Raw genomic sequence first — 19,886 nt, forward strand, 5'->3', positions numbered from 1 at the left:
TATCGTTTCTCCATGATTTCTTCATTATGGCGACATGTTTCATTGCTAGAGTAGCCCTGTTCTCACATTGACCAGAGAACATCATTCCGTAATCAAGATGTATTTTTCCCCGGCCCGTGCCGGGGATTTTTTTACCCGCCAGAACTCGCTGCTCGCCTCCAGAATATATGAAATGTTGTGAATTCATGTTCTACTACCCGTCGTCGAATCTTTCAGCAAAACAGTCAAATACAGAGGTCTTCTGTAAGGGAGTTGAGCAGCGTCATGTCGGATATTATTCTTGCCCGTGTTTCAGAAACGCTCAGCACTGAGCAATCGTTAGAGAGCCTGGTGCGTCAGCTGCTCGAAATGCTTGAAGTGGTGACCGACATGGAGTCGACTTATCTCACTAAAGTCGATATTAATGCCCGCCTGCAGCACATTCTGTACGCCCGAAACAGCAAACAGATGCAGATCCCGGAAGGCCTCAGCGTTCCCTGGGGCGAGACACTGTGTAAACGCGCGATCGATTCCGACTGCTTTTACAGTGATAACGTGCCTCAACGCTGGGCAGATTGCGATGCAGCCAAAGCACTGGGCATCACCACCTACATGAGCATACCTATTCATCTGACAGATGGTTCACTGTACGGCACCCTCTGCGCCACCAGCACCCGTAAACAGCAGCTGAGCGAACGCGGCGAGCACGTTTTAAAGCTCTTCGCCGGGCTTATCGGCCAGTACATTGAGAAAGAGTCGCTGGTCAGGCAGCTGCGCGAAGCCAACGCCGCCCTGATTGCTTACTCCTATACCGATGCCCTGACCGGCCTGCCGAACCGTCGCGCCATCTTCGAGAACCTTACTATCCTCTTTTCGCTGGCGCGCCATCTGAACCGCAACGCCATTATCGCCTACATCGATCTGGATGATTTCAAGCTGATTAACGATCGCTTCGGTCACGAGGCGGGCGATCAATTTCTGGTCGAGGTGGGCAAACGCCTCAACGGCGGACGCGGCGACGAGGAAATTGTTGGCAGGCTCGGCGGGGACGAATTTCTGGTCGCCTGCCTCTGTCAGGATCGGGAGAGCGGCGAGCAAACGCCATTAACCCTCGTAAAAACACAGCTGAGCGCACAGATAGCCGGTGAATACTGGCTGGGTGATGTGCATCTTGTCTATCCGGGTGCCAGCCTGGGAGTCATTGAGGTGGATCCCGCCAAAATTGATGCCGACAGTGCATTACGGGCAGCCGATGCCGCCATGTACAGTGAGAAGAAAGGCAAAGTCAAAACGCCCTTTCTCAATATCGATTAACCCCGTACACTCAACGGGTTTTTGCATTCAGGACAGGTGGTAGCATGCGGCTTGGTATTGTGTTTCCGATCGTGATTTTTATCACAGCGGTCATCTTTTTAACGTGGTTTTTTGTCGGCGGCTACGCTGCGCCCGGGGGATAAATGAGAAAAACGACCATTATTATGCTGATTGTCGCCATTGCGGCCGTTGCCGGTAGCCAGCTGGGCTGGTGGTGACCAATGCAAAAAGACCGCCACGCTGGGCGGTCTTTTTGTCTGAAGCGTCGGTTTAGCTTCTGACTTTACGGTAGATAAACAGCACCACCAGGGCACCAATCACCGCTACAGCAAAGCTGCCGAAGTTGAAGCCATCGACTCTGCCGAAACCGAAAAGGGTACTGATCCAGCCGCCGACGACGGCGCCGATGATACCCAGAATGACCGTAACGAAGAATCCACCGCCATCTTTGCCCGGCATGATCCACTTAGCCAGAATACCCGCGATAAGCCCAAAGATAATCCAGGATATGATTCCCATAGCTGCTTTCCTCTCTGTATGGTTTTTGTCGTCAAATCAAATACACACAAAGCTTAGCACAGGATTCAGAATTGCAAGTTTGTGATTGCCATCACGTGAGAAATTTAAGAAAAAAGCGACAAACCGATCTTCCGCACAAAAATTGGGGTTGCAATCGCTAATGAGAAATATTATCTTTCTCAACACTGAATAGTTGAGCAAATCACTCAGGTATTCAGTACGACATTGCTCACATTGCTTCCAGTATTTCTTGCCCACGTTTCGTGGGCTTTTTTTTGTTCTGTCTGCGGGATTTGATCGTTCCGCTATTTGCTATTACGCTTACTGGCACAATTCATTCATAGCCAGAATGGTGTTGATAACATGAACGTTTCCAGTCGATTCGTGGTCTGTATTAATCTTGTTTGTGCCAGTTCGTTGTTACTGATTCTTTCTGACAAATTTAACTGGTTTTAATGTGGGCAGGCCCGGCACTCGCCGGGTTCTTCTTTCTAATTAATCCCTTCGATCAAAAATCCTGCGCATCGCTTCACTCAACGCAGGACGAGTCTACATGCGGCACGCCGCAAATCTTGCACAGGATTGACGAAGGTAAAAGGAATACCATTTCCTGCCTAATGACGTTCCGGTTCACACCAGACATTCATTAACTGCCTCAAAACGTAGATAAGCCCCGACACAATCAGGAGCGCGGATAAGGCTGTCAACAACGCAATTGTCATAAGAAACTCCATGTTCTCAGGTGTGTTTCTGGAGAATTTTAGAACGTATTTTGCATTTGTCATCTTTCTCCCGTTAATTTCCTCAAACAGATGATCTGTTCTTTTCGTTCGCCTGTTCACGAGCGGATATAAAGCGCAGGGTGTGAAAACGAAAGAGCTTCCTGGGCATAGATCCCAGCAGCAGCCCGACGACTATCATGATGAGCGTGGGAAGGACTGGACGACAATCGCGATCCGGGATTTTTGGGTGGGGTTTTGATAACGTGTTTTGATAACCGTTCGAAAATTCATAATAAAAAACGGGAGCCCATCGGCTCCCGTTTTCATATAACCCTGAAACCGGATTACATGTTCGCGATGATCGCGTCACCAAACTCTGAACATTTCAGCAGCTTAGCGCCTTCCATCAGACGTTCGAAATCGTAAGTTACGGTTTTGGCGTTAATCGCGCCTTCCATACCTTTAACGATCAGGTCTGCGGCTTCGAACCATTCCATGTGACGCAGCATCATTTCTGCGGACAGGATGATAGAACCTGGGTTCACTTTATCCTGGCCAGCGTACTTAGGTGCAGTACCGTGGGTCGCTTCGAACAGGGCGCACTCGTCACCGATGTTCGCGCCTGGTGCGATACCGATGCCGCCAACCTGCGCCGCCAGGGCGTCGGAGATGTAGTCACCGTTCAGGTTCATACAGGCGATAACGTCGTACTCGGCCGGACGCAGCAGGATCTGCTGCAGGAACGCATCGGCGATCACATCTTTAATGATGATCTCTTTGCCGGTGTTCGGGTTCTTGATCTTCTGCCACGGGCCACCGTCGATCAGCTCACCACCGAACTCTTCCGTCGCCAGCTGGTAGCCCCAGTCTTTGAAGGAACCTTCAGTGAACTTCATGATGTTGCCTTTGTGAACGATGGTCACAGAGTCACGGTCGTTGGTGATCGCGTACTCAATCGCTGCACGCACCAGACGCTTGGTGCCTTCTTCGGAGCACGGCTTGATGCCGATGCCGCAATGTTCAGGGAAGCGAATTTTCTTCACGCCCATCTCTTCACGCAGGAACTTGATCACTTTCTGAGCGTCGGCAGAGTCGGCTTTCCATTCGATACCCGCGTAGATATCTTCGGAGTTCTCACGGAAGATAACCATGTCGGTCAGCTCAGGGTGTTTAACCGGGCTTGGGGTACCCTGGTAGTAACGTACCGGGCGCAGGCACACGTACAGGTCGAGTTCCTGACGCAGAGCAACGTTCAGGGAGCGAATACCGCCACCGACTGGGGTAGTCAGCGGGCCTTTAATGGCAACGCGGTAGTCACGGATCAGGTCCAGCGTCTCAGCTGGCAGCCAGACGTCCTGGCCATAAACGTGGGTAGATTTTTCACCGGTGTAAATTTCCATCCAGGAAATTTTACGCTCGCCTTTATAGGCTTTCTCAACAGCGGCATCCACCACTTTCAGCATCGCTGGGGTTACGTCAACACCGATACCGTCACCTTCGATGAACGGGATAATCGGATTGTGTGGGACGTTCAGCTTACCGTCTTGCAGGGTGATCTTTTTACCTTCCGCCGGAACAACTACTTTGCTTTCCATTAACCTCTCCTTCGAGCGCTTCTGGTTGTTACTGATCTTATGTTAATAATTTGTAATGAGCCCATCGATAGTACCTGAATGTCTGGCGCCATGAAAGGCATTCGTTATTAGGCTATAATGCGGCAATTGATAACGTCTGAAAATACCATGCAGAAAACTTCTTTTAGAAATCACCGGGTTGAACGATTCAGCAAACGACAAGCGACCAGCTCACGTAAGCAACATGCGCCAACTCGCGTTATTTTGTTCAATAAACCTTACGATGTCCTGCCGCAGTTTACCGACGAAGCCGGGCGCAGCACGTTGAAAGATTACATCCCCGTTCAGGGGGTCTATGCCGCAGGCCGACTCGATCGCGACAGCGAAGGGCTGATGGTGCTCACCAACGACGGCGAGCTACAGGCCAGGCTCACGCAGCCGGGGAAACGCACCGGCAAAATCTACTACGTGCAGGTTGAGGGCGTCCCGGACGACGAGGCGCTGGCGGCATTGCGTCACGGCGTCACGCTGAACGACGGCCCCACCCTGCCCGCAGGCATTGAGCTGGTCAGCGAGCCTGAATGGCTCTGGCCGCGCAATCCGCCGATCCGCGAGCGCAAATCGATTCCCGTATCGTGGATCAAAGTCACGCTTTATGAAGGCCGTAACCGCCAGGTGCGTCGCATGACGGCCCATGTCGGGTATCCGACATTACGTCTGATTCGCTACGCGATGGGCAGTTACACGCTGGATTCTCTCGCCAACGGTGAGTGGCGGGACGTTACCGACCAGGGAGAACATCATGTTTAAACCGCACGTCACGGTCGCCACCGTTGTCCACGCTCAGGGCAAGTTTTTAGTGGTGGAAGAGACCATCAACGGGAAAGCGTTGTGGAATCAGCCCGCAGGCCATCTTGAAGCCGACGAGACGCTGGTTCAGGCGGCGAGGCGCGAGCTGTGGGAAGAGACCGGTATCCATGCCGAGCCGCAACACTTCATCCGTTTACATCAGTGGATCGCCCCGGACAAAACGCCGTTTTTGCGTTTTCTGTTTGCCATTGAGCTTAGCGAAACGTGCGCCACTGAGCCGCACGACAGCGACATCGACCGCTGCCTGTGGGTGGATGCCGACACCATTCTGACCGCGACCAATCTGCGCTCGCCGCTGGTTGCGGAGAGCATTCGCAGCTACCTCAGCGGCCATCGCCTGCCGCTGGAGACGATCGGCGAATTTAACTGGCCGTTTACAGAGGGTGTCAATGCCGGGGGCGCGTGATAGAATACGCCGCCTTGAAGTTCAATGTCGTGAGTATTCCAATGTCTGAAAGCCAAAAAAAAGTGATCGTCGGCATGTCCGGCGGCGTCGATTCTTCCGTCTCTGCCTGGCTGTTGCTGCAACAGGGCTATAAGGTTGAAGGCCTGTTCATGAAGAACTGGGAAGAGGACGATGGCGAGGAATACTGTACCGCTGCTGCGGATCTGGCTGATGCGCAGGCGGTTTGCGATAAGCTCGGCATTGAACTGCATACCGTCAACTTTGCTGCAGAGTACTGGGATAACGTGTTCGAGCATTTCCTGGCTGAATACAAAGCCGGCCGCACGCCGAACCCGGATATTCTGTGCAACAAAGAGATCAAATTCAAAGCCTTCCTCGAATTCGCCGCAGAAGATCTGGGTGCTGACTACATCGCCACCGGCCACTACGTGCGTCGCGCCGATGTCGACGGCAAAAGCCAGCTGCTGCGCGGCCTCGACGGCAACAAAGATCAGAGCTACTTCCTCTATACCCTCGGCCACGAACAGATTGCCCAGAGCCTGTTCCCGGTGGGCGAGCTGGAAAAACCGGAAGTGCGTAAAATCGCTGAAGAGCTGGATCTGATCACCGCGAAGAAAAAAGACTCTACCGGCATCTGCTTTATTGGTGAGCGCAAATTCCGTGAATTCCTTGGCCGCTATCTGCCTGCCCAACCGGGCAAAATCGTCACCGTTGACGGCGACGTGATTGGCGAGCATCAGGGGCTGATGTACCACACCTTAGGCCAGCGTAAAGGGCTGGGTATCGGCGGTACCAAAGAGGGTAGCGAAGATCCGTGGTACGTGGTCGATAAAGACGTTGAGAACAACATTCTGATTGTGGCCCAGGGCCATGACCACCCGCGTCTGATGTCCGTCGGCCTGATTGCCCAGCAGCTGCACTGGGTTGCCCGCGAGCCGCTGAAAGGCACGCTGCGCTGCACGGTAAAAACCCGCTATCGTCAGACCGATATACCTTGCACCATTACCGCGCTGGACGACGAACGTATTGAAGTGCGTTTTGACGAGCCGGTTTCTGCCGTCACCCCGGGCCAGTCAGCTGTCTTTTATAGCGGTGAGATCTGCCTCGGCGGCGGCATTATCGAACAACGCCTGCCGCTGACTGCGGTTTAATGCGATTACACACAGAAAGGAGCCAGTGTGGCGAAGAACTTTTATGACATCACCCTGGCGCTGGCGGGAATTTGCCAGTCTGCCCGTCTGGTGCAACAGCTGGCGCATCAGGGTCATTGTGATGCTGACGCGCTGCACGTTTCGCTCAACAGCGTCGTGGATCTGAACCCCAGTTCAACCCTCGGCGTCTTTGGTGGTAGCGAAGCGAATCTTCGCCTCGGTCTGGAAACCTTACTCGGTGTGTTAAATGCCAGCAGCCGTCAGGGGCTGAACGCGGAACTGACGCGCTATACCCTGAGCATGATGGTGCTGGAGCGCAAACTGAACGCCGCCAAAGGGGCCATGGGCACTCTGGGCGATCGCATTTCAGGTCTTCAGCGTCAGCTCGATCATTTCGATTTGCAGTCAGACACCTTACTTAGCGCCATGGCCGGCATCTATGTGGATGTGATCAGTCCACTGGGGCCACGGATCCAGGTCACCGGATCCCCTGCCGTCCTGCAAAGCCCGCAGGTTCAGGCCAAAGTGCGCGCCTCGCTGCTGGCCGGTATCCGTGCCGCAGTGCTGTGGAATCAGGTAGGCGGTGGCCGCCTGCAGTTAATGTTTTATCGTAATCGCCTGACGACTCAGGCAAAACAAATTCTTGCTCATTGTTAACCTCCCGGAGTTGCGAACTATGGAATTATCCTCACTGACCGCCGTTTCCCCTGTCGATGGACGCTACGGCGATAAAGTCAGCGCGCTGCGCGGGATCTTCAGCGAATATGGTCTGCTGAAATTCCGTGTCCAGGTTGAAGTACGCTGGCTGCAAAAGCTGGCCGCGCAGGCAGCGATCGCGGAAGTTCCTGCTTTTGACAGCCAGGCAAACGATTACCTTGATGCAATCGTCGCGCAGTTCAACGAAGAAGACGCCGCGCGCATTAAAACTATTGAGCGCACCACCAACCACGACGTGAAAGCGGTTGAGTATTTCCTGAAAGAAAAAGTGGCCAGCGTCCCGGCGCTGCACGCGGTATCTGAATTTATTCACTTCGCCTGCACCTCAGAAGATATCAACAACCTCTCCCACGCCCTGATGCTCTCTACCGCGCGTGAGGAAGTAGTGCTGCCGTACTGGCGTAAAATCATCGACGCGGTGAAAGCCCTGGCGGTGGAGTATCGCGATATCCCGCTGCTCTCCCGTACCCACGGTCAGCCAGCCACCCCGTCCACCATCGGTAAAGAGATGGCTAACGTCGCCTACCGTATGGAGCGTCAGTACCGCCAGCTGGAGCAGGTGGAGATCCTCGGCAAAATCAACGGCGCCGTCGGTAACTATAACGCCCACATCGCCGCCTACCCGGAAGTGGACTGGCACCAGTTCAGCGAAGAGTTCGTGACGTCGCTGGGCATCCAGTGGAACCCGTACACCACCCAGATCGAGCCGCACGACTATATCGCCGAGCTGTTTGACTGCATCGCGCGCTTCAACACCATCCTGATCGACTTCGACCGTGACGTGTGGGGCTACATCGCCCTGAACCACTTCAAGCAGAAGACCATCGCCGGTGAAATCGGCTCGTCCACCATGCCGCACAAGGTGAACCCGATCGATTTCGAAAACTCCGAAGGTAACCTGGGCCTGGCGAACGCGCTGCTGCAACATATGGCCAGCAAACTGCCGGTATCCCGCTGGCAGCGCGACCTGACCGACTCCACCGTGCTGCGTAACCTCGGCGTGGGCATTGGCTATGCGCTGATTGCGTATCAGTCTACCCTGAAGGGCGTGAGCAAGCTGGAAGTGAACCGTGAACGTCTGCTCGACGAGCTGGATCACAACTGGGAAGTGCTGGCGGAGCCGATCCAGACCGTGATGCGCCGCTATGGCATCGAAAAGCCGTACGAAAAACTGAAAGAGCTGACCCGCGGCAAGCGCGTTGACGCCGAAGGCATGAAACAGTTTATCGACGGTCTGGAACTGCCAGAAGACGAGAAAACCCGCCTGAAAGCGATGACCCCGGCCAACTACATCGGCCGCGCCATTGCGATGGTTGATGAGCTGAAATAACGCTTTTTACCCTCTTTCCGCCCGGAAAGAGGGTTCCCTCCCCTCCGGTTTACGAAATGTTTATCCCCGCCGCAACATAATCAGCGTTAAACTATTCAGACCATTCATATTAGGGAGAAGCGATGATGCGCGTACTGGTTGTTGAGGATAATGCGTTGCTACGTCATCACCTGAAGGTTCAGCTTCAGGAAATGGGGCATCAGGTGGACGATGCCGAAGATGCAAAAGAAGCCGACTACTATCTCAATGAACATCTGCCCGATATCGCCATCGTCGACCTGGGTCTGCCTGATGAAGATGGCCTGTCGCTGATCCGCCGCTGGCGCAGCCACGATGTCTCCTTGCCGGTTCTGGTGTTAACCGCCCGTGAAGGCTGGCAGGATAAGGTTGAAGTGCTGAGCGCCGGAGCAGACGACTACGTCACCAAACCTTTTCATATTGAAGAAGTGGCTGCCCGCATGCAGGCGCTGATGCGCCGCAACAGCGGTCTGGCCTCGCAGGTGATCTCCATTCCGCCTTTCCAGGTGGATCTCTCCCGCCGCGAGCTCGCCATTCATGACGAGGTGATCAAGCTCACCGCCTTTGAATACACCATCATGGAGACGCTGATCCGCAACAGCGGCAAAGTGGTGAGCAAAGATTCCCTGATGCTCCAGCTCTATCCCGACGCCGAGCTGCGCGAAAGCCACACGATTGATGTCCTGATGGGGCGCCTGCGCAAGAAAATTCAGGCGCAGTACCCGGAGGATGTTATTACCACCGTACGCGGTCAGGGCTACCTGTTCGAATTACGCTAAATGAAAAACCTCTTTCGCCACTTTCTGCCGCTGTCGCTGCGGTTTCGTTTCCTGCTGGCTACGGCGGTGGTGGTGCTGGTGCTCTCACTGGCCTATGGCATGGTGGCGCTGGTGGGCTACAGCGTCAGCTTCGACAAAACCACCTTCCGCCTGCTGCGCGGGGAGAGCAACCTGTTCTATACCCTCGCGAATTGGGAAAACAATAAAATCACCATCGATATGCCGGAGCATCTGGATCGCCAGAGTCCGACCATGTCGCTGATTTACGATGAAAAAGGCAAGCTGCTGTGGACCCAGCGCGATGTGCCCTGGCTGATTAAAAGCATCCGCCCGGAGTGGTTAAAATCCAACGGCTTTCACGAGCTGGAGGCAGATGTGGATGCCACCAGCGCGCTGGTGGGTAACGATCGCCACATGCAGAAAGAGCTGGCCGAGATCCGCGAGGACGACGACGACAGCGAGCTGACCCACTCGGTGGCGGTCAATATCTACCCCGCCACCATGCAAATGCCGCAGCTGACGATTGTGGTCATCGACACCATTCCGGTGGAGCTGAAACGCTCTTATACGGTGTGGAACTGGTTCGTGTATGTGCTGGCCGCCAACCTGCTGCTGGTAATTCCCCTGCTGTGGCTGGCCGCCTGGTGGAGCCTGCGGCCCATCGAGTCGCTGGCGAAAGAGGTGCGCGAGCTGGAAGAGCATCACCGGGAAAAACTCAACCCCAACACCACGCGCGAACTCACCAGCCTGGTGCGCAACCTGAACCGGCTGCTGAAAAGCGAGCGCGAACGTTACGACAAGTACCGCACCACCCTGACCGATCTGACCCACAGCCTGAAGACGCCGCTGGCGGTGATGCAAAGCACGATGCGTTCCTTACGCAGCGCCAAGCTGAGCGCCGATGAGGCGGAACCGGTGATGCTGGAGCAGATCAGCCGTATCTCCCAGCAGATCGGTTACTACCTGCACCGCGCCAGCATGCGAACCGGCAGCACCCTGCTGAGCCGGGAGCTGCACCCTGTCGCTCCGCTGCTGGACAGCCTGACCTCGGCCCTGAATAAGGTCTATCAGCGCAAGGGGGTGAACATCACTCTCGATATCTCGCCTGAAATCAGCTTCGTGGGCGAAAAAAACGACTTTATGGAAGTGATGGGCAATCTGCTCGATAACGCCTGCAAATACTGCCTGGAGTTCGTCGAAGTCTCGGCCCGCCAGGGTGAAAATGAGCTGCACATTATCGTTGAGGACGACGGCCCGGGGATCCCGCAGGGCAAACGCGACCAGGTCTTCGATCGCGGGCAGCGCGCCGACACCTTACGCCCCGGCCAGGGGGTGGGCCTGTCGGTGGCGCGCGACATTGTTGAGCAGTACGACGGTCGGATCGACACCGGCGACAGTCTGCTCGGCGGGGCGCGTATGGAGGCGATTTTTGCCCGCCAGCACCTTACAAGCGACGAGAGTTAAGCCTTCGGGTGAAAAAAGCGTGATTCTCACACGCAGGCCGCTGAGCTTCCGTTATAATCCGACTCAGTAAAAGCCTGCGGAATATAAATATGGATTATCAATTAGCCCTTAACTGGCCCGACTTTATCGAACGTTACTGGCAAAAACGCCCGGTGGTTCTGAAACGCGGCATCACCAATTTCGTCGATCCGATCTCTCCCGATGAGCTGGCTGGCCTGGCCATGGAGAGCGAAGTCGACAGCCGTCTCGTCAGCCATAACGAGGGGAAATGGCAGGTCAGCCACGGCCCGTTTGAAAGCTTCGATCATCTGGGGGAGAACAACTGGTCCCTACTGGTGCAGGCGGTCAATCACTGGCACCAGCCCGCCGCAGCCCTGATGCAGCCGTTCCGCGCCCTGCCCGACTGGCGGATGGACGATCTGATGATCTCCTTCTCCGTGCCTGGCGGCGGCGTTGGCCCGCACCTGGATCAGTACGACGTGTTTATCATTCAGGGTACCGGCCGCCGCCGTTGGCGCGTGGGCGAGAAGGTGCCGATGAAGCAGCACTGCCCGCATCCCGACCTGTTACAGGTGGATCCTTTTGTCGGTATCATCGACGAAGAGCTGGAGCCGGGCGATATTCTCTATATTCCGCCGGGCTTCCCGCACGAGGGCTACTCCCTCGAGAACTCTATGAACTATTCGGTGGGCTTCCGTGCGCCAAGCGGCCGCGAGATGATCAGCGGATTTGCCGATTACGTTCTGCAGCGCGAGCTGGGTAGCCATCGCTTCAGCGATCCGGACGTGCCGGCCCGTGAGCACCCGGCCGATATCCTGCCCGAAGAGCTGGATAAACTGCGCGGAATGATGCTGGATCTGATTAATCAGCCGCAGCATTTCAACCAGTGGTTCGGCGAGTTCATCAGCCAGTCCCGTCACGAGCTGGACGTCTCCCTGCCGGAACCGCCCTATCAGCCGGATGAAATTTACGATGCGCTGCAGCAGGGCGACAAGCTGGTGCGTCTGGGTGGATTGCGCGTGTTACGCATTGGCGAAGAGGTATACGTCAATGGCGAGCAGCTGGACTCCCCGCACCGTCCGGCAGTAGAAGTACTGGCCAGCCATACGGTGCTGACGGCCGACAAGTTCGGCGATGCGCTGGAAGATCCGTCGTTCCTCGCCATGCTGGCGGCGCTGGTTAACAGCGGGTACTGGTTCTTCGAGGACTGAGTCGTGTGTACGTTGCCGGGCGTCACTGCGTTTGCCCGGCCTACAAAATCACCGGTGGCGCTTCGCTTACCGGGCCTACAACTGCAACACCCTACCGTAGGCCGGGTAAGGCGTAGCCGCCACCCGGCATTTCTTACCGCCGCTCCCCGGCATTAAAATCCTCCACCTCCCCCGCCCAATCCTCCGGATATAACCCATCCCGCACGTCACGATGAAAGGTCGAATAGGGCCAGTCTTTAACCCGCGCCACATAGCCATGTTTCAGCGGATTGATACAGATGTAATCCCTGTGCCTGCGCAGGTCGTTTTCATCCCGGATGGTATGTTCCCAGAACCGCGGCTGCCAGATATCCGACATTCCCAAGGCTCGGGTGAAGGTCTTTTTGATGTCCCGCCAGCGGCCGGAATAGTCGGTGTCGTTTTCGGGCAACGTCCAGATGCAGTGCATATGTTCGGGTAGGATCACCCAGGCGTTAATCAAAAAGGGTTTTGCGCGTTTAACACATTGGGTCGCCATGCGAAGCGTAGCGATATGGCGCGTCAGCAGATCGCTGCGCCGGTTCTGCAGGTTAGTGGTGAAAAACCAGGTTCCACCCGGTACATAGTAACGACGGTAGTTTGACATATGAGGTTCCTTCCTCATTTGTGGAAATGCCGGGTGGCGGCTGCGCCTTACCCGGCCTACGAATGGGCCCGGTAAATCGGGCAATGCCCTACTTCTGCTTCGCGGTTAACTCGGCAATCCGCACGATCACCTGCACCGCTTTCTCCATGCCTTCCAGGGTCACGAACTCATGCTTGCCGTGGTAGTTGTAGCCACCGGTAAACAGATTTGGGCACGGCAATCCCATAAAGGAGAGCTGCGCACCGTCGGTGCCGCCGCGGATCGGTTTGAGCTGTGGTTCAACCCCGCAGTCGCGCATCGCCTGCTGCGCGACCTCAAGAATGTACGGATGCTCGATCACCTTTTCATGCATATTGTAATAGCTGTCCTCAATGATCAGCTCAATGTAGCAATCCGGGTGCAGCCCTTTGCCCACCTTTTTGGCGATATCCATCATTCTGCGTTTCCGCGCTTCAAACCCGTCGCGGTTAAAATCCCGGATGATGTAGTGCATGTCCGCGCGATCCACCGTCCCTTTGATGCTGGTGAGGTGGTAGAAGCCCTCATAGCCGTCGGTTTGCTCCGGGCTCTCCTCTGCCGGGACTTCGGCATGGATGCGGGCCGCCAGCGACAGCGCGTTTACCATCACCCCTTTCGCCGTGCCCGGGTGGACATTGTTGCCGACAATGCGGATGTTGACCGACGCCGCATTGAAGTTCTCGAACTCCAGCTCGCCCACGCCGCCGCCGTCCACGGTGTAGGCCCAGCGGGCATCGAACGCCGCAACGTCGAAGTGCTTCGCCCCTTTGCCCACCTCTTCATCCGGAGTAAAGGCGACGCGAATATCACCGTGCGGCACCTTGTTGTGCTTCAGCACCGCCAGCGCGGTCATGATCTCGGCCACCCCGGCTTTATCATCAGCACCGAGCAGCGTTTTGCCGTCAGTGGTGATCAGCGTCTGCCCAAGCAGCTGGTGTAGCACCGGGAACATCACCGGAGAGAGCACTTCGTCGCCAACCCCCAGCGCAATGTCGCCGCCGCGATAGTTCTCAACAATCTGCGGATTCACGTTTTTACCGCTAAAATCCGGTGAGGTATCAACATGGGAAATAAAACCAATGGCCGGAATATCGCCGCTCACCGTGGCGGGGAGCGTCCCCATCACCGTCCCTTTTTCACTTAACGTGACGTTGACCAGACCCAACTCTTCCAGTTGCGTCTTTAACAGCTGTAACAGTTTCCATTGTCCTTCGGTGCTCGGCACCTGGCGGACACCCGGTTTAGATTGGGTATCCAGCGATACGTACTGTAGAAAACGCTCAAGTAATTTATCCATGCAGTCACCCTCACTTTTTGTGACAACATTATCAGTAAGCAGCAAAACCCAAATATTGCGTCAGGTCACTTTTATCCCGTAAACGAGAATATTTCCGTTTTATCGCAGCTTTTGCTAATAAATGTAGCTTATCAATGGGTAACAAGGATTGGCGATTTCAGCGTATTCCCGTAGAATGTCCGCCCTCATTACGTATCACCAAGGTGGCTAACCACAAACCCCGCTGCGATAAGTCTCTGCAGCGTCGATATGGGACTGAATCAAAAATTGAATACACAACCAGCTTCACTGTCACCGTTGGTGCAACTGGCCGGAATTCGTAAGAGCTTTGACGGAAAAACCGTCATTTCCGACCTCGATTTGACCATCAACAACGGCGAATTTCTTACGCTGCTTGGCCCGTCGGGCTGCGGTAAAACGACAGTGCTTCGCCTTATCGCCGGGCTGGAAAACGTCGATCACGGTCATATTCATCTTGAAGATCAGGATATTACTCAGGTTCCTGCTGAGCACCGTCACGTCAATACCGTCTTTCAAAGCTACGCCCTCTTCCCGCACATGACGGTTTTCGAAAACGTCGCCTTCGGCCTGCGGATGCAAAAAACCCCTGCCAGTGAGATTACGCCCCGCGTCACCGATGCCCTGCGCATGGTGCAGCTGGAGACGTTCGCTCAACGTAAGCCGCACCAGCTCTCGGGTGGGCAACAGCAACGCGTCGCCATCGCCCGCGCGGTGGTCAATAAGCCGCGCCTGCTGCTGCTGGATGAGTCCCTGTCCGCACTGGATTACAAGCTGCGCAAGCAGATGCAGAACGAATTAAAGGCCCTGCAGCGTAAGCTCGGGATCACCTTTGTCTTTGTCACTCACGATCAGGAAGAGGCGCTTACCATGTCCGACCGCATCGTGGTGATGCGCGACGGCAAAATCGAGCAGGACGGCACCCCACGCGAGATCTACGAAGAGCCGAAAAATCTGTTTGTCGCCAGCTTTATTGGCGAAATCAATATCTTCAGTGCTACGGTTATTGAACGCCTCGACGATCAGCGGGTGCTGGCAAATGTCGAAGGCCGCGCCTGCAATATCTTCGTCGACTTCGCCGTAGCGCCAGGGCAACAGCTCAACGTCCTGCTGCGCCCGGAAGATTTGCGCGTCGATGAGATCCATGACGAGAGCGAAGCGGAAGGATTGATCGGCTATATCCGCGAGCGCAACTACAAAGGGATGACGCTCGAGTCGGTGGTCGAACTGGAAAACGGCAAAATGGTGATCGTCAGCGAGTTCTTTAACGAGGACGATCCTGATTTTGACCACTCGCTCAATCAGAAAATGGTTATCAACTGGGTAGAAAGCTGGGAGGTTGTGCTGGCTGATGAAGAACACAAGTAAGTTCCAGAATGTGGTGATCGCCACTATCGTCGGTTGGCTTGTGTTGTTTGTCTTTTTACCCAACCTGATGATCATTGCCACCAGCTTTTTGACCCGCGACGATGCCCATTTTGTGTCGCTGGTCTTTACGCTGGACAACTACGCGCGCCTGCTCGACCCGCTCTATTTCCAGGTGCTGCTCCATTCCCTCAATATGGCGCTAATCGCCACCCTGGCCTGCCTGGTCCTCGGCTATCCCTTCGCTTGGTTTCTGGCGAAGCTGCCGTCGAAGGTGCGCCCGCTGCTGCTGTTCCTGCTGATTGTCCCCTTCTGGACCAACTCCCTGATCCGCATTTATGGCCTGAAGATCTTTCTCAGCACCAAGGGCTATCTGAATGCGTTTCTGCTGTGGCTGGGGGTGATCGACACGCCGATCCGCATCATGTTTACCCCCGGCGCGGTGATCGTCGGGCTGGTCTACATCCTGCTGCCGTTTATGGTGATGCCGCTCTACTCCAGCATCGAGAAGCTGGATAAGCCTTTGCTGGAAGCAGCCAGAGATTTAGGTGCCAGCAAATTTCAAACCTTTATCCGCATCATCATTCCGCTGACCATGCCGGGGATCATCGCCGGCTGTCTGCTGGTGATGCTGCCGGCGATGGGGCTGTTCTATGTCTCCGACCTGATGGGCGGCGCAAAAAATCTGCTGATCGGCAACGTTATTAAGAGCCAGTTCCTGAACATTCGCGACTGGCCCTTCGGCTCGGCCACCAGCATCACCCTGACGCTGGTGATGGGCCTGATGCTGCTGGTCTATTGGCGTGCCTCGCGCTTGCTTAACAATAAGGGTGAACTCGGATGATCGGTCGACTGCTCCGCGGCGGTTTTATGACCGCTATCTATGCCTATCTCTACATTCCGATCATTATTCTGATCGTTAACTCGTTTAACAGCTCGCGCTTCGGCATCAGCTGGCAGGGGTTTACCACCCAGTGGTACAGCCTGCTGATGAATAACGACAGCCTGCTGCAGGCGGCACAGCACTCGCTGACGATGGCCATCTTCTCGGCTACCTTCGCCACCCTGATCGGCTCTCTGACCGCAGTGGCGCTCTACCGCTACCGGTTTCGCGGCAAGCCTTTCGTCAGCGGGATGCTGTTTGTGGTGATGATGTCCCCGGACATCGTGATGGCCATTTCGCTGCTGGTGCTGTTTATGCTGCTGGGTGCGCAACTGGGCTTCTGGTCGCTGCTCTTCTCGCACATCACCTTCTGTCTGCCGTTTGTGGTGGTGACGGTCTACTCCCGTCTGAAGGGCTTTGATGTGCGGATGCTGGAAGCGGCGAAAGATCTGGGTGCCAGCGAAATGACCATCCTGCGCAAAATTATCCTGCCGCTGGCCATGCCCGCGGTGGCCGCAGGATGGCTGCTCAGCTTTACCCTGTCGATGGATGACGTGGTGGTGTCGTCGTTTGTCACCGGGCCGGGCTATGAAATTCTGCCGTTGAAGATCTATTCAATGGTGAAAGTCGGCGTGTCACCGGAGGTGAACGCGCTGGCGACCATTCTGTTGATGTTATCGCTGGTTCTGGTGATCGCCAGCCAGCTTGTTGCTCGTGATAAAACAAAATCTCAGGGGACAGTGAAATGAAAAAAATGCTTGCCGCCGCGGCGCTGGTGCTCGGAATGGGCGCGGCACACGCGGACGACAGTAAGACCCTCTACTTCTATAACTGGACCGAGTATGTGCCGCCTGGCCTGCTGGAGCAGTTCACCAAAGAGACCGGCATCAAGGTTATCTATTCCACCTACGAGTCGAATGAAACCATGTATGCCAAGCTCAAGACCTATAAAGAGGGCGCCTACGATCTGGTGGTCCCGTCGACCTATTTCGTCGACAAGATGCGCAAAGAGGGCATGATCCAGAAGATCGATAAATCGAAGCTGAGCAATTTTTCAAACCTCGACCCGGAGATGCTCAACAAGCCGTTTGACCCGAATAACGACTACTCCATTCCGTACATCTGGGGCGCAACGGCGATTGGGATCAACAGCGAGGCCATGGATCCTAAAACGGTGACCCGCTGGGCCGACCTGTGGAAACCGGAATACAAAGGCGGGCTGCTGCTGACCGACGACGCGCGGGAAGTGTTCCAGGTGGCGCTGCGTAAGCTGGGCTATTCCGGTAACACCACCGATCCAAAAGAGATTGAGGCGGCCTATCACGAGCTGCAAAAACTGATGCCAAACGTTGCGGCCTTCAACTCCGATAACCCGGCTAACCCGTATATGGAAGGGGAAGTCAACGTGGGGATGGTGTGGAACGGTTCGGCGTACGTGGCGCGTCAGGCCGGTACGCCGCTGGAAGTAGTGTGGCCTCAGGAGGGCGGGATCTTCTGGATGGACAGCCTCTCTATTCCGGCCAACGCCAAAAACGTGGACGGGGCGCTGAAGCTGATTAACTTCCTGCTGCGCCCGGATGTGGCAAAACAGGTAGCAGAAACTATCGGCTACCCGACGCCAAACCTGGCCGCCCGCAAGCTGCTGAGCCCGAGCGTTGCAAACGACAAGTCACTTTATCCTGATGCGGAGACCGTCAGCAAAGGCGAGTGGCAGAATGATGTGGGTGATGCGAGCCGTCTGTATGAAGAGTATTACCAGAAGTTAAAAGCGGGTCGTTAATTTAGCACCGCGCACATCCAGGCCCGGTAAGCGCAGCGCCACCGGGCAAAAAACGCCGGGCGGCACTGCGTTTGCCCGGCCTACAAAAACTACAATCCCTTCAATAATTTATCCACAAACTCCGGCACCACTTCGCTCGCCAGTCCGTAGGTTTTCTCTTCAAACTCGCTGCCCACCTGGCTTGGCTCCAGATTCAGCTCCACCGTGTGCGCCCCGTGCAGCTTCGCCTCGTGGACGAATCCCGCAGCCGGATAGACGTGCCCGGAGGTGCCAATGGCGATAAACACATCGGCCATCGCCAGGGCGCTGTAGATCTCGTCCATCCCCAGCGGCATTTCGCCGAACCAGACCACGTGCGGGCGCAGCGGAGACGGGAACTGGCAGCAGTGGCATTTGTCATCAAGGGTGACATCGCCGGTCCAGTTAAACACCTGGCCGCTGCCGGAACAGCGCACCTTCAGCAGTTCGCCGTGCATGTGGATCACGTTCTGGTTGCCTGCGCGCTCGTGCAGGTTATCGATGTTCTGCGTCACCAGCAGAAAACGATCCCCCAGCGCCTCTTCCAGCTTCGCCAGCGCCAGATGCGCCGCGTTAGGGGCGATCTCCGGCGACTGCAGCTGGCGACGGCGGGCGTTGTAAAACTCCTGCACCAGCTGCGGATTACGGGCGAAGCCTTCCGGCGTCGCCACATCTTCCACGCGATGTTCTTCCCACAACCCGTCGGTGGCGCGGAAGGTTCGAATGCCCGACTCGGCGGAGATCCCCGCCCCGGTCAGGACTAACACTCTCGGCTTTTCCATCAATTCTGGCAATGCCCCATCCTGGAAGAAAATTCGCTGGCGTAAGCGTTCACGCAAGCGGCGTTTGTTTTTGCGAAAACGGCTGAGTCGATGCGACCGACGCGACAGCATAGTAACCTCGTATGGCTAACGGGTGAGATGGAGGAACGCGGCACCGCGCATCCCGCCGGCATCGCCATGTCGGGCGCGCTCAATGCGCGGCACGCGGGCGACCGGCAACAGATGACGCGGCAACCGACCGGATAACCGCTCGGCGATGGCCGTAAAGTTCGATAATCCTCCGCCGATCACCAGCAGGTCAGGATCGACAATGGTCAGGATGTTGCCCAGACACACGGCAAGCAGATCGAGATAGCGCTCCACGTGCTCAATGGCCTGTTCATCACCCTGCTCCCACAGCGTGATGATTTCTGGCGCCTGTCGTTTTTGATGATAGAAGTGTTCATAAAGCCACGCAAATCCGCCGCCTGAGAGGTAATTCTCGATGCAGCCGTGCTGGCCGCAGCCGCAGCGGATCAGCGGGAAATCGCGCCCGACCACTTCAAGCGCATCCACCGGCAGGCGAATATGGCCGAACTCGCCGGTGATATAGCTGCGTCCGGTGACCGGTTTACCGTCAACAACGATACCGCCGCCGACGCCGGTGCCGAGGATCAACCCCATCACCAGCGGATACTGCTGGAACTCGTCATCCCAGGCTTCGGAGAGGGCAAAACAGTTGGCGTCGTTGTCGAGGCGCACGTCGCGCTCGAGGAGTCTGGTCAGGTCGGCGCGCAGCGGCTTCCCGCTGGCGGCAGGGACGTTGGCGGCATACAGCGTGCCGTCGTCGGTTTCCGGCATCCCCGGAATACCAATGCCCACCGAACCCTTCACGCCAAAGCGTTCATCGGCCTGGGCCACCAGCGCGGCAATGGCGGTTAAGAATTCATCGTAGCTTTCGCGCGGGGTGGGAACCCGGGTTTCCCACTGTAATTTCAGGTTGGTATCAAATACGCCCAGCGCAATTTTGGTGCCGCCAATATCAAATCCATAATACATAGTGCATT

At 55.8% G+C, this 19,886-nt stretch carries 22 protein-coding genes; 16 read left to right on the top strand and 6 right to left on the bottom strand.

Features of this window, described 5'->3' with window-relative positions; genetic code table 11:
- Positions 1–264: 264 nt before the first annotated feature.
- Genes V7Q49_RS07155 through yoaJ form a run of 3 tightly spaced genes read left to right on the top strand, consistent with a single transcriptional unit; the run spans position 265 to position 1,511 of the window.
- Positions 265–1,293, top strand: coding sequence for a sensor domain-containing diguanylate cyclase (locus V7Q49_RS07155; protein WP_333850042.1), 1,029 nt, complete (start codon positions 265–267; stop codon positions 1,291–1,293).
- Between the two features lie 44 nt (positions 1,294–1,337).
- On the top strand, positions 1,338–1,436 hold the full coding sequence (locus tag V7Q49_RS07160; RefSeq protein WP_333850043.1) for a YoaK family small membrane protein: 99 nt from the start codon (positions 1,338–1,340) through the stop codon (positions 1,434–1,436).
- Positions 1,437–1,511 carry a protein YoaJ gene (gene yoaJ, locus V7Q49_RS23530; RefSeq protein ID WP_117386203.1) on the top strand — a complete coding sequence of 25 codons (75 nt, stop codon included), beginning with the start codon at positions 1,437–1,439 and terminating at the stop codon, positions 1,509–1,511.
- Positions 1,512–1,563: 52 nt separating this feature from the next.
- Here yoaJ and V7Q49_RS07165 read toward each other — a convergent pair whose 3' ends face one another.
- The gene (locus tag V7Q49_RS07165) at positions 1,564–1,812 is read right to left on the bottom strand and encodes a GlsB/YeaQ/YmgE family stress response membrane protein (RefSeq protein WP_333850044.1); all 249 of its coding nucleotides are present in this window, start codon (positions 1,810–1,812) and stop codon (positions 1,564–1,566) included.
- A 363-nt stretch (positions 1,813–2,175) separates the two neighbouring features.
- On the opposite strand from V7Q49_RS07165, the gene yncL reads away from it, so the two are divergent.
- Positions 2,176–2,268, top strand: coding sequence for a stress response membrane protein YncL (gene yncL / locus V7Q49_RS07170; protein ID WP_142489122.1), 93 nt, complete (start codon positions 2,176–2,178; stop codon positions 2,266–2,268).
- Between the two features lie 610 nt (positions 2,269–2,878).
- On the opposite strand, the gene icd is transcribed toward yncL, so the two are convergent.
- A complete protein-coding gene (gene icd / locus V7Q49_RS07175; protein ID WP_333850046.1) occupies positions 2,879–4,129 on the bottom strand; it encodes an NADP-dependent isocitrate dehydrogenase in 1,251 nt (416 codons plus the stop codon).
- Between the two features lie 117 nt (positions 4,130–4,246).
- Between icd and rluE the strand changes: the two genes are divergently transcribed.
- From rluE to V7Q49_RS07215, 8 genes are all read left to right on the top strand, one after another.
- Positions 4,247–4,918: a 23S rRNA pseudouridine(2457) synthase RluE gene (gene rluE / locus V7Q49_RS07180; RefSeq protein WP_333850047.1), complete on the top strand. Its 672-nt coding sequence runs from the start codon at positions 4,247–4,249 to the stop codon at positions 4,916–4,918.
- On the top strand, positions 4,911–5,384 hold the full coding sequence (locus V7Q49_RS07185) for an NUDIX hydrolase (RefSeq protein WP_333850048.1): 474 nt from the start codon (positions 4,911–4,913) through the stop codon (positions 5,382–5,384). Before rluE ends, V7Q49_RS07185 begins: the two co-directional genes overlap by 8 nt.
- 41 nt (positions 5,385–5,425) lie before the next feature.
- Complete coding sequence (mnmA, locus tag V7Q49_RS07190) at positions 5,426–6,535, top strand: tRNA 2-thiouridine(34) synthase MnmA (RefSeq protein WP_333850049.1); 1,110 nt, start codon at positions 5,426–5,428, stop codon at positions 6,533–6,535.
- Positions 6,536–6,562: 27 nt separating this feature from the next.
- Positions 6,563–7,192, top strand: coding sequence for a high frequency lysogenization protein HflD (gene hflD / locus V7Q49_RS07195; protein WP_333850051.1), 630 nt, complete (start codon positions 6,563–6,565; stop codon positions 7,190–7,192).
- A gap of 19 nt (positions 7,193–7,211) precedes the next feature.
- Complete coding sequence (purB, locus tag V7Q49_RS07200; protein ID WP_333850052.1) at positions 7,212–8,582, top strand: adenylosuccinate lyase; 1,371 nt, start codon at positions 7,212–7,214, stop codon at positions 8,580–8,582.
- Positions 8,583–8,707: 125 nt separating this feature from the next.
- Positions 8,708–9,379: a two-component system response regulator PhoP gene (phoP, locus tag V7Q49_RS07205; RefSeq protein WP_032617646.1), complete on the top strand. Its 672-nt coding sequence runs from the start codon at positions 8,708–8,710 to the stop codon at positions 9,377–9,379.
- Complete coding sequence (phoQ, locus tag V7Q49_RS07210) at positions 9,380–10,843, top strand: two-component system sensor histidine kinase PhoQ (protein WP_333850053.1); 1,464 nt, start codon at positions 9,380–9,382, stop codon at positions 10,841–10,843. It begins immediately after the preceding gene.
- Positions 10,844–10,932: 89 nt separating this feature from the next.
- Positions 10,933–12,054, top strand: coding sequence for a ribosomal protein uL16 3-hydroxylase (locus V7Q49_RS07215; protein ID WP_333850055.1), 1,122 nt, complete (start codon positions 10,933–10,935; stop codon positions 12,052–12,054).
- Between the two features lie 133 nt (positions 12,055–12,187).
- Here V7Q49_RS07215 and V7Q49_RS07220 read toward each other — a convergent pair whose 3' ends face one another.
- Together V7Q49_RS07220 and pepT are read right to left on the bottom strand one after the other, a co-directional pair.
- A complete protein-coding gene (locus V7Q49_RS07220; RefSeq protein ID WP_333850056.1) occupies positions 12,188–12,679 on the bottom strand; it encodes an REP-associated tyrosine transposase in 492 nt (163 codons plus the stop codon).
- 88 nt (positions 12,680–12,767) lie between these two features.
- A complete protein-coding gene (pepT, locus tag V7Q49_RS07225; RefSeq protein ID WP_333850058.1) occupies positions 12,768–13,994 on the bottom strand; it encodes a peptidase T in 1,227 nt (408 codons plus the stop codon).
- A gap of 249 nt (positions 13,995–14,243) precedes the next feature.
- On the opposite strand from pepT, the gene potA reads away from it, so the two are divergent.
- Genes potA through potD form a run of 4 tightly spaced genes read left to right on the top strand, consistent with a single transcriptional unit; the run spans position 14,244 to position 18,040 of the window.
- Positions 14,244–15,380, top strand: coding sequence for a spermidine/putrescine ABC transporter ATP-binding protein PotA (gene potA / locus V7Q49_RS07230; protein ID WP_333850059.1), 1,137 nt, complete (start codon positions 14,244–14,246; stop codon positions 15,378–15,380).
- On the top strand, positions 15,364–16,221 hold the full coding sequence (gene potB / locus V7Q49_RS07235; RefSeq protein WP_333850060.1) for a spermidine/putrescine ABC transporter permease PotB: 858 nt from the start codon (positions 15,364–15,366) through the stop codon (positions 16,219–16,221). The genes potA and potB overlap by 17 nt, the downstream gene beginning before the upstream one ends.
- On the top strand, positions 16,218–17,009 hold the full coding sequence (potC, locus tag V7Q49_RS07240) for a spermidine/putrescine ABC transporter permease PotC (RefSeq protein WP_333850061.1): 792 nt from the start codon (positions 16,218–16,220) through the stop codon (positions 17,007–17,009). The genes potB and potC overlap by 4 nt, the downstream gene beginning before the upstream one ends.
- Positions 17,006–18,040: a spermidine/putrescine ABC transporter substrate-binding protein PotD gene (potD, locus tag V7Q49_RS07245; protein WP_333850062.1), complete on the top strand. Its 1,035-nt coding sequence runs from the start codon at positions 17,006–17,008 to the stop codon at positions 18,038–18,040. The genes potC and potD overlap by 4 nt, the downstream gene beginning before the upstream one ends.
- Before the next feature lie 89 nt (positions 18,041–18,129).
- Here the strand turns inward: potD and cobB are convergent, their stop codons facing one another.
- Positions 18,130–18,951, bottom strand: coding sequence for a Sir2 family NAD+-dependent deacetylase (gene cobB / locus V7Q49_RS07250; RefSeq protein WP_333850063.1), 822 nt, complete (start codon positions 18,949–18,951; stop codon positions 18,130–18,132).
- A 15-nt stretch (positions 18,952–18,966) separates the two neighbouring features.
- Positions 18,967–19,878: an N-acetylglucosamine kinase gene (gene nagK / locus V7Q49_RS07255; RefSeq protein ID WP_333850064.1), complete on the bottom strand. Its 912-nt coding sequence runs from the start codon at positions 19,876–19,878 to the stop codon at positions 18,967–18,969.
- Positions 19,879–19,886: the final 8 nt, after the last annotated feature.

It is taken from the genome of Leclercia sp. (assembly GCF_036780805.1).
GTDB lineage: Bacteria > Pseudomonadota > Gammaproteobacteria > Enterobacterales > Enterobacteriaceae > Enterobacter.

Excerpts from the sequence above, each read along its gene's own strand:
- V7Q49_RS07155 (WP_333850042.1), top strand. The coding sequence starts at position 265 with ATGTCGGATATTATTCTTGCCCGTGTTTCAGAAACGCTCAGCACTGAG.
- V7Q49_RS07160 (WP_333850043.1), top strand. The coding sequence starts at position 1,338 with ATGCGGCTTGGTATTGTGTTTCCGATCGTGATTTTTATCACAGCGGTC.
- V7Q49_RS07165 (WP_333850044.1), bottom strand. The coding sequence starts at position 1,812 with ATGGGAATCATATCCTGGATTATCTTTGGGCTTATCGCGGGTATTCTG.
- yncL (WP_142489122.1), top strand. The coding sequence starts at position 2,176 with ATGAACGTTTCCAGTCGATTCGTGGTCTGTATTAATCTTGTTTGTGCC.
- icd (WP_333850046.1), bottom strand. The coding sequence starts at position 4,129 with ATGGAAAGCAAAGTAGTTGTTCCGGCGGAAGGTAAAAAGATCACCCTG.
- rluE (WP_333850047.1), top strand. The coding sequence starts at position 4,247 with ATGCGGCAATTGATAACGTCTGAAAATACCATGCAGAAAACTTCTTTT.
- V7Q49_RS07185 (WP_333850048.1), top strand. The coding sequence starts at position 4,911 with ATGTTTAAACCGCACGTCACGGTCGCCACCGTTGTCCACGCTCAGGGC.
- mnmA (WP_333850049.1), top strand. The coding sequence starts at position 5,426 with ATGTCTGAAAGCCAAAAAAAAGTGATCGTCGGCATGTCCGGCGGCGTC.
- purB (WP_333850052.1), top strand. The coding sequence starts at position 7,212 with ATGGAATTATCCTCACTGACCGCCGTTTCCCCTGTCGATGGACGCTAC.
- phoP (WP_032617646.1), top strand. The coding sequence starts at position 8,708 with ATGCGCGTACTGGTTGTTGAGGATAATGCGTTGCTACGTCATCACCTG.
- phoQ (WP_333850053.1), top strand. The coding sequence starts at position 9,380 with ATGAAAAACCTCTTTCGCCACTTTCTGCCGCTGTCGCTGCGGTTTCGT.
- V7Q49_RS07215 (WP_333850055.1), top strand. The coding sequence starts at position 10,933 with ATGGATTATCAATTAGCCCTTAACTGGCCCGACTTTATCGAACGTTAC.
- V7Q49_RS07220 (WP_333850056.1), bottom strand. The coding sequence starts at position 12,679 with ATGTCAAACTACCGTCGTTACTATGTACCGGGTGGAACCTGGTTTTTC.
- pepT (WP_333850058.1), bottom strand. The coding sequence starts at position 13,994 with ATGGATAAATTACTTGAGCGTTTTCTACAGTACGTATCGCTGGATACC.
- potA (WP_333850059.1), top strand. The coding sequence starts at position 14,244 with ATGGGACTGAATCAAAAATTGAATACACAACCAGCTTCACTGTCACCG.
- potB (WP_333850060.1), top strand. The coding sequence starts at position 15,364 with ATGAAGAACACAAGTAAGTTCCAGAATGTGGTGATCGCCACTATCGTC.
- potC (WP_333850061.1), top strand. The coding sequence starts at position 16,218 with ATGATCGGTCGACTGCTCCGCGGCGGTTTTATGACCGCTATCTATGCC.
- potD (WP_333850062.1), top strand. The coding sequence starts at position 17,006 with ATGAAAAAAATGCTTGCCGCCGCGGCGCTGGTGCTCGGAATGGGCGCG.
- cobB (WP_333850063.1), bottom strand. The coding sequence starts at position 18,951 with ATGCTGTCGCGTCGGTCGCATCGACTCAGCCGTTTTCGCAAAAACAAA.
- nagK (WP_333850064.1), bottom strand. The coding sequence starts at position 19,878 with ATGTATTATGGATTTGATATTGGCGGCACCAAAATTGCGCTGGGCGTA.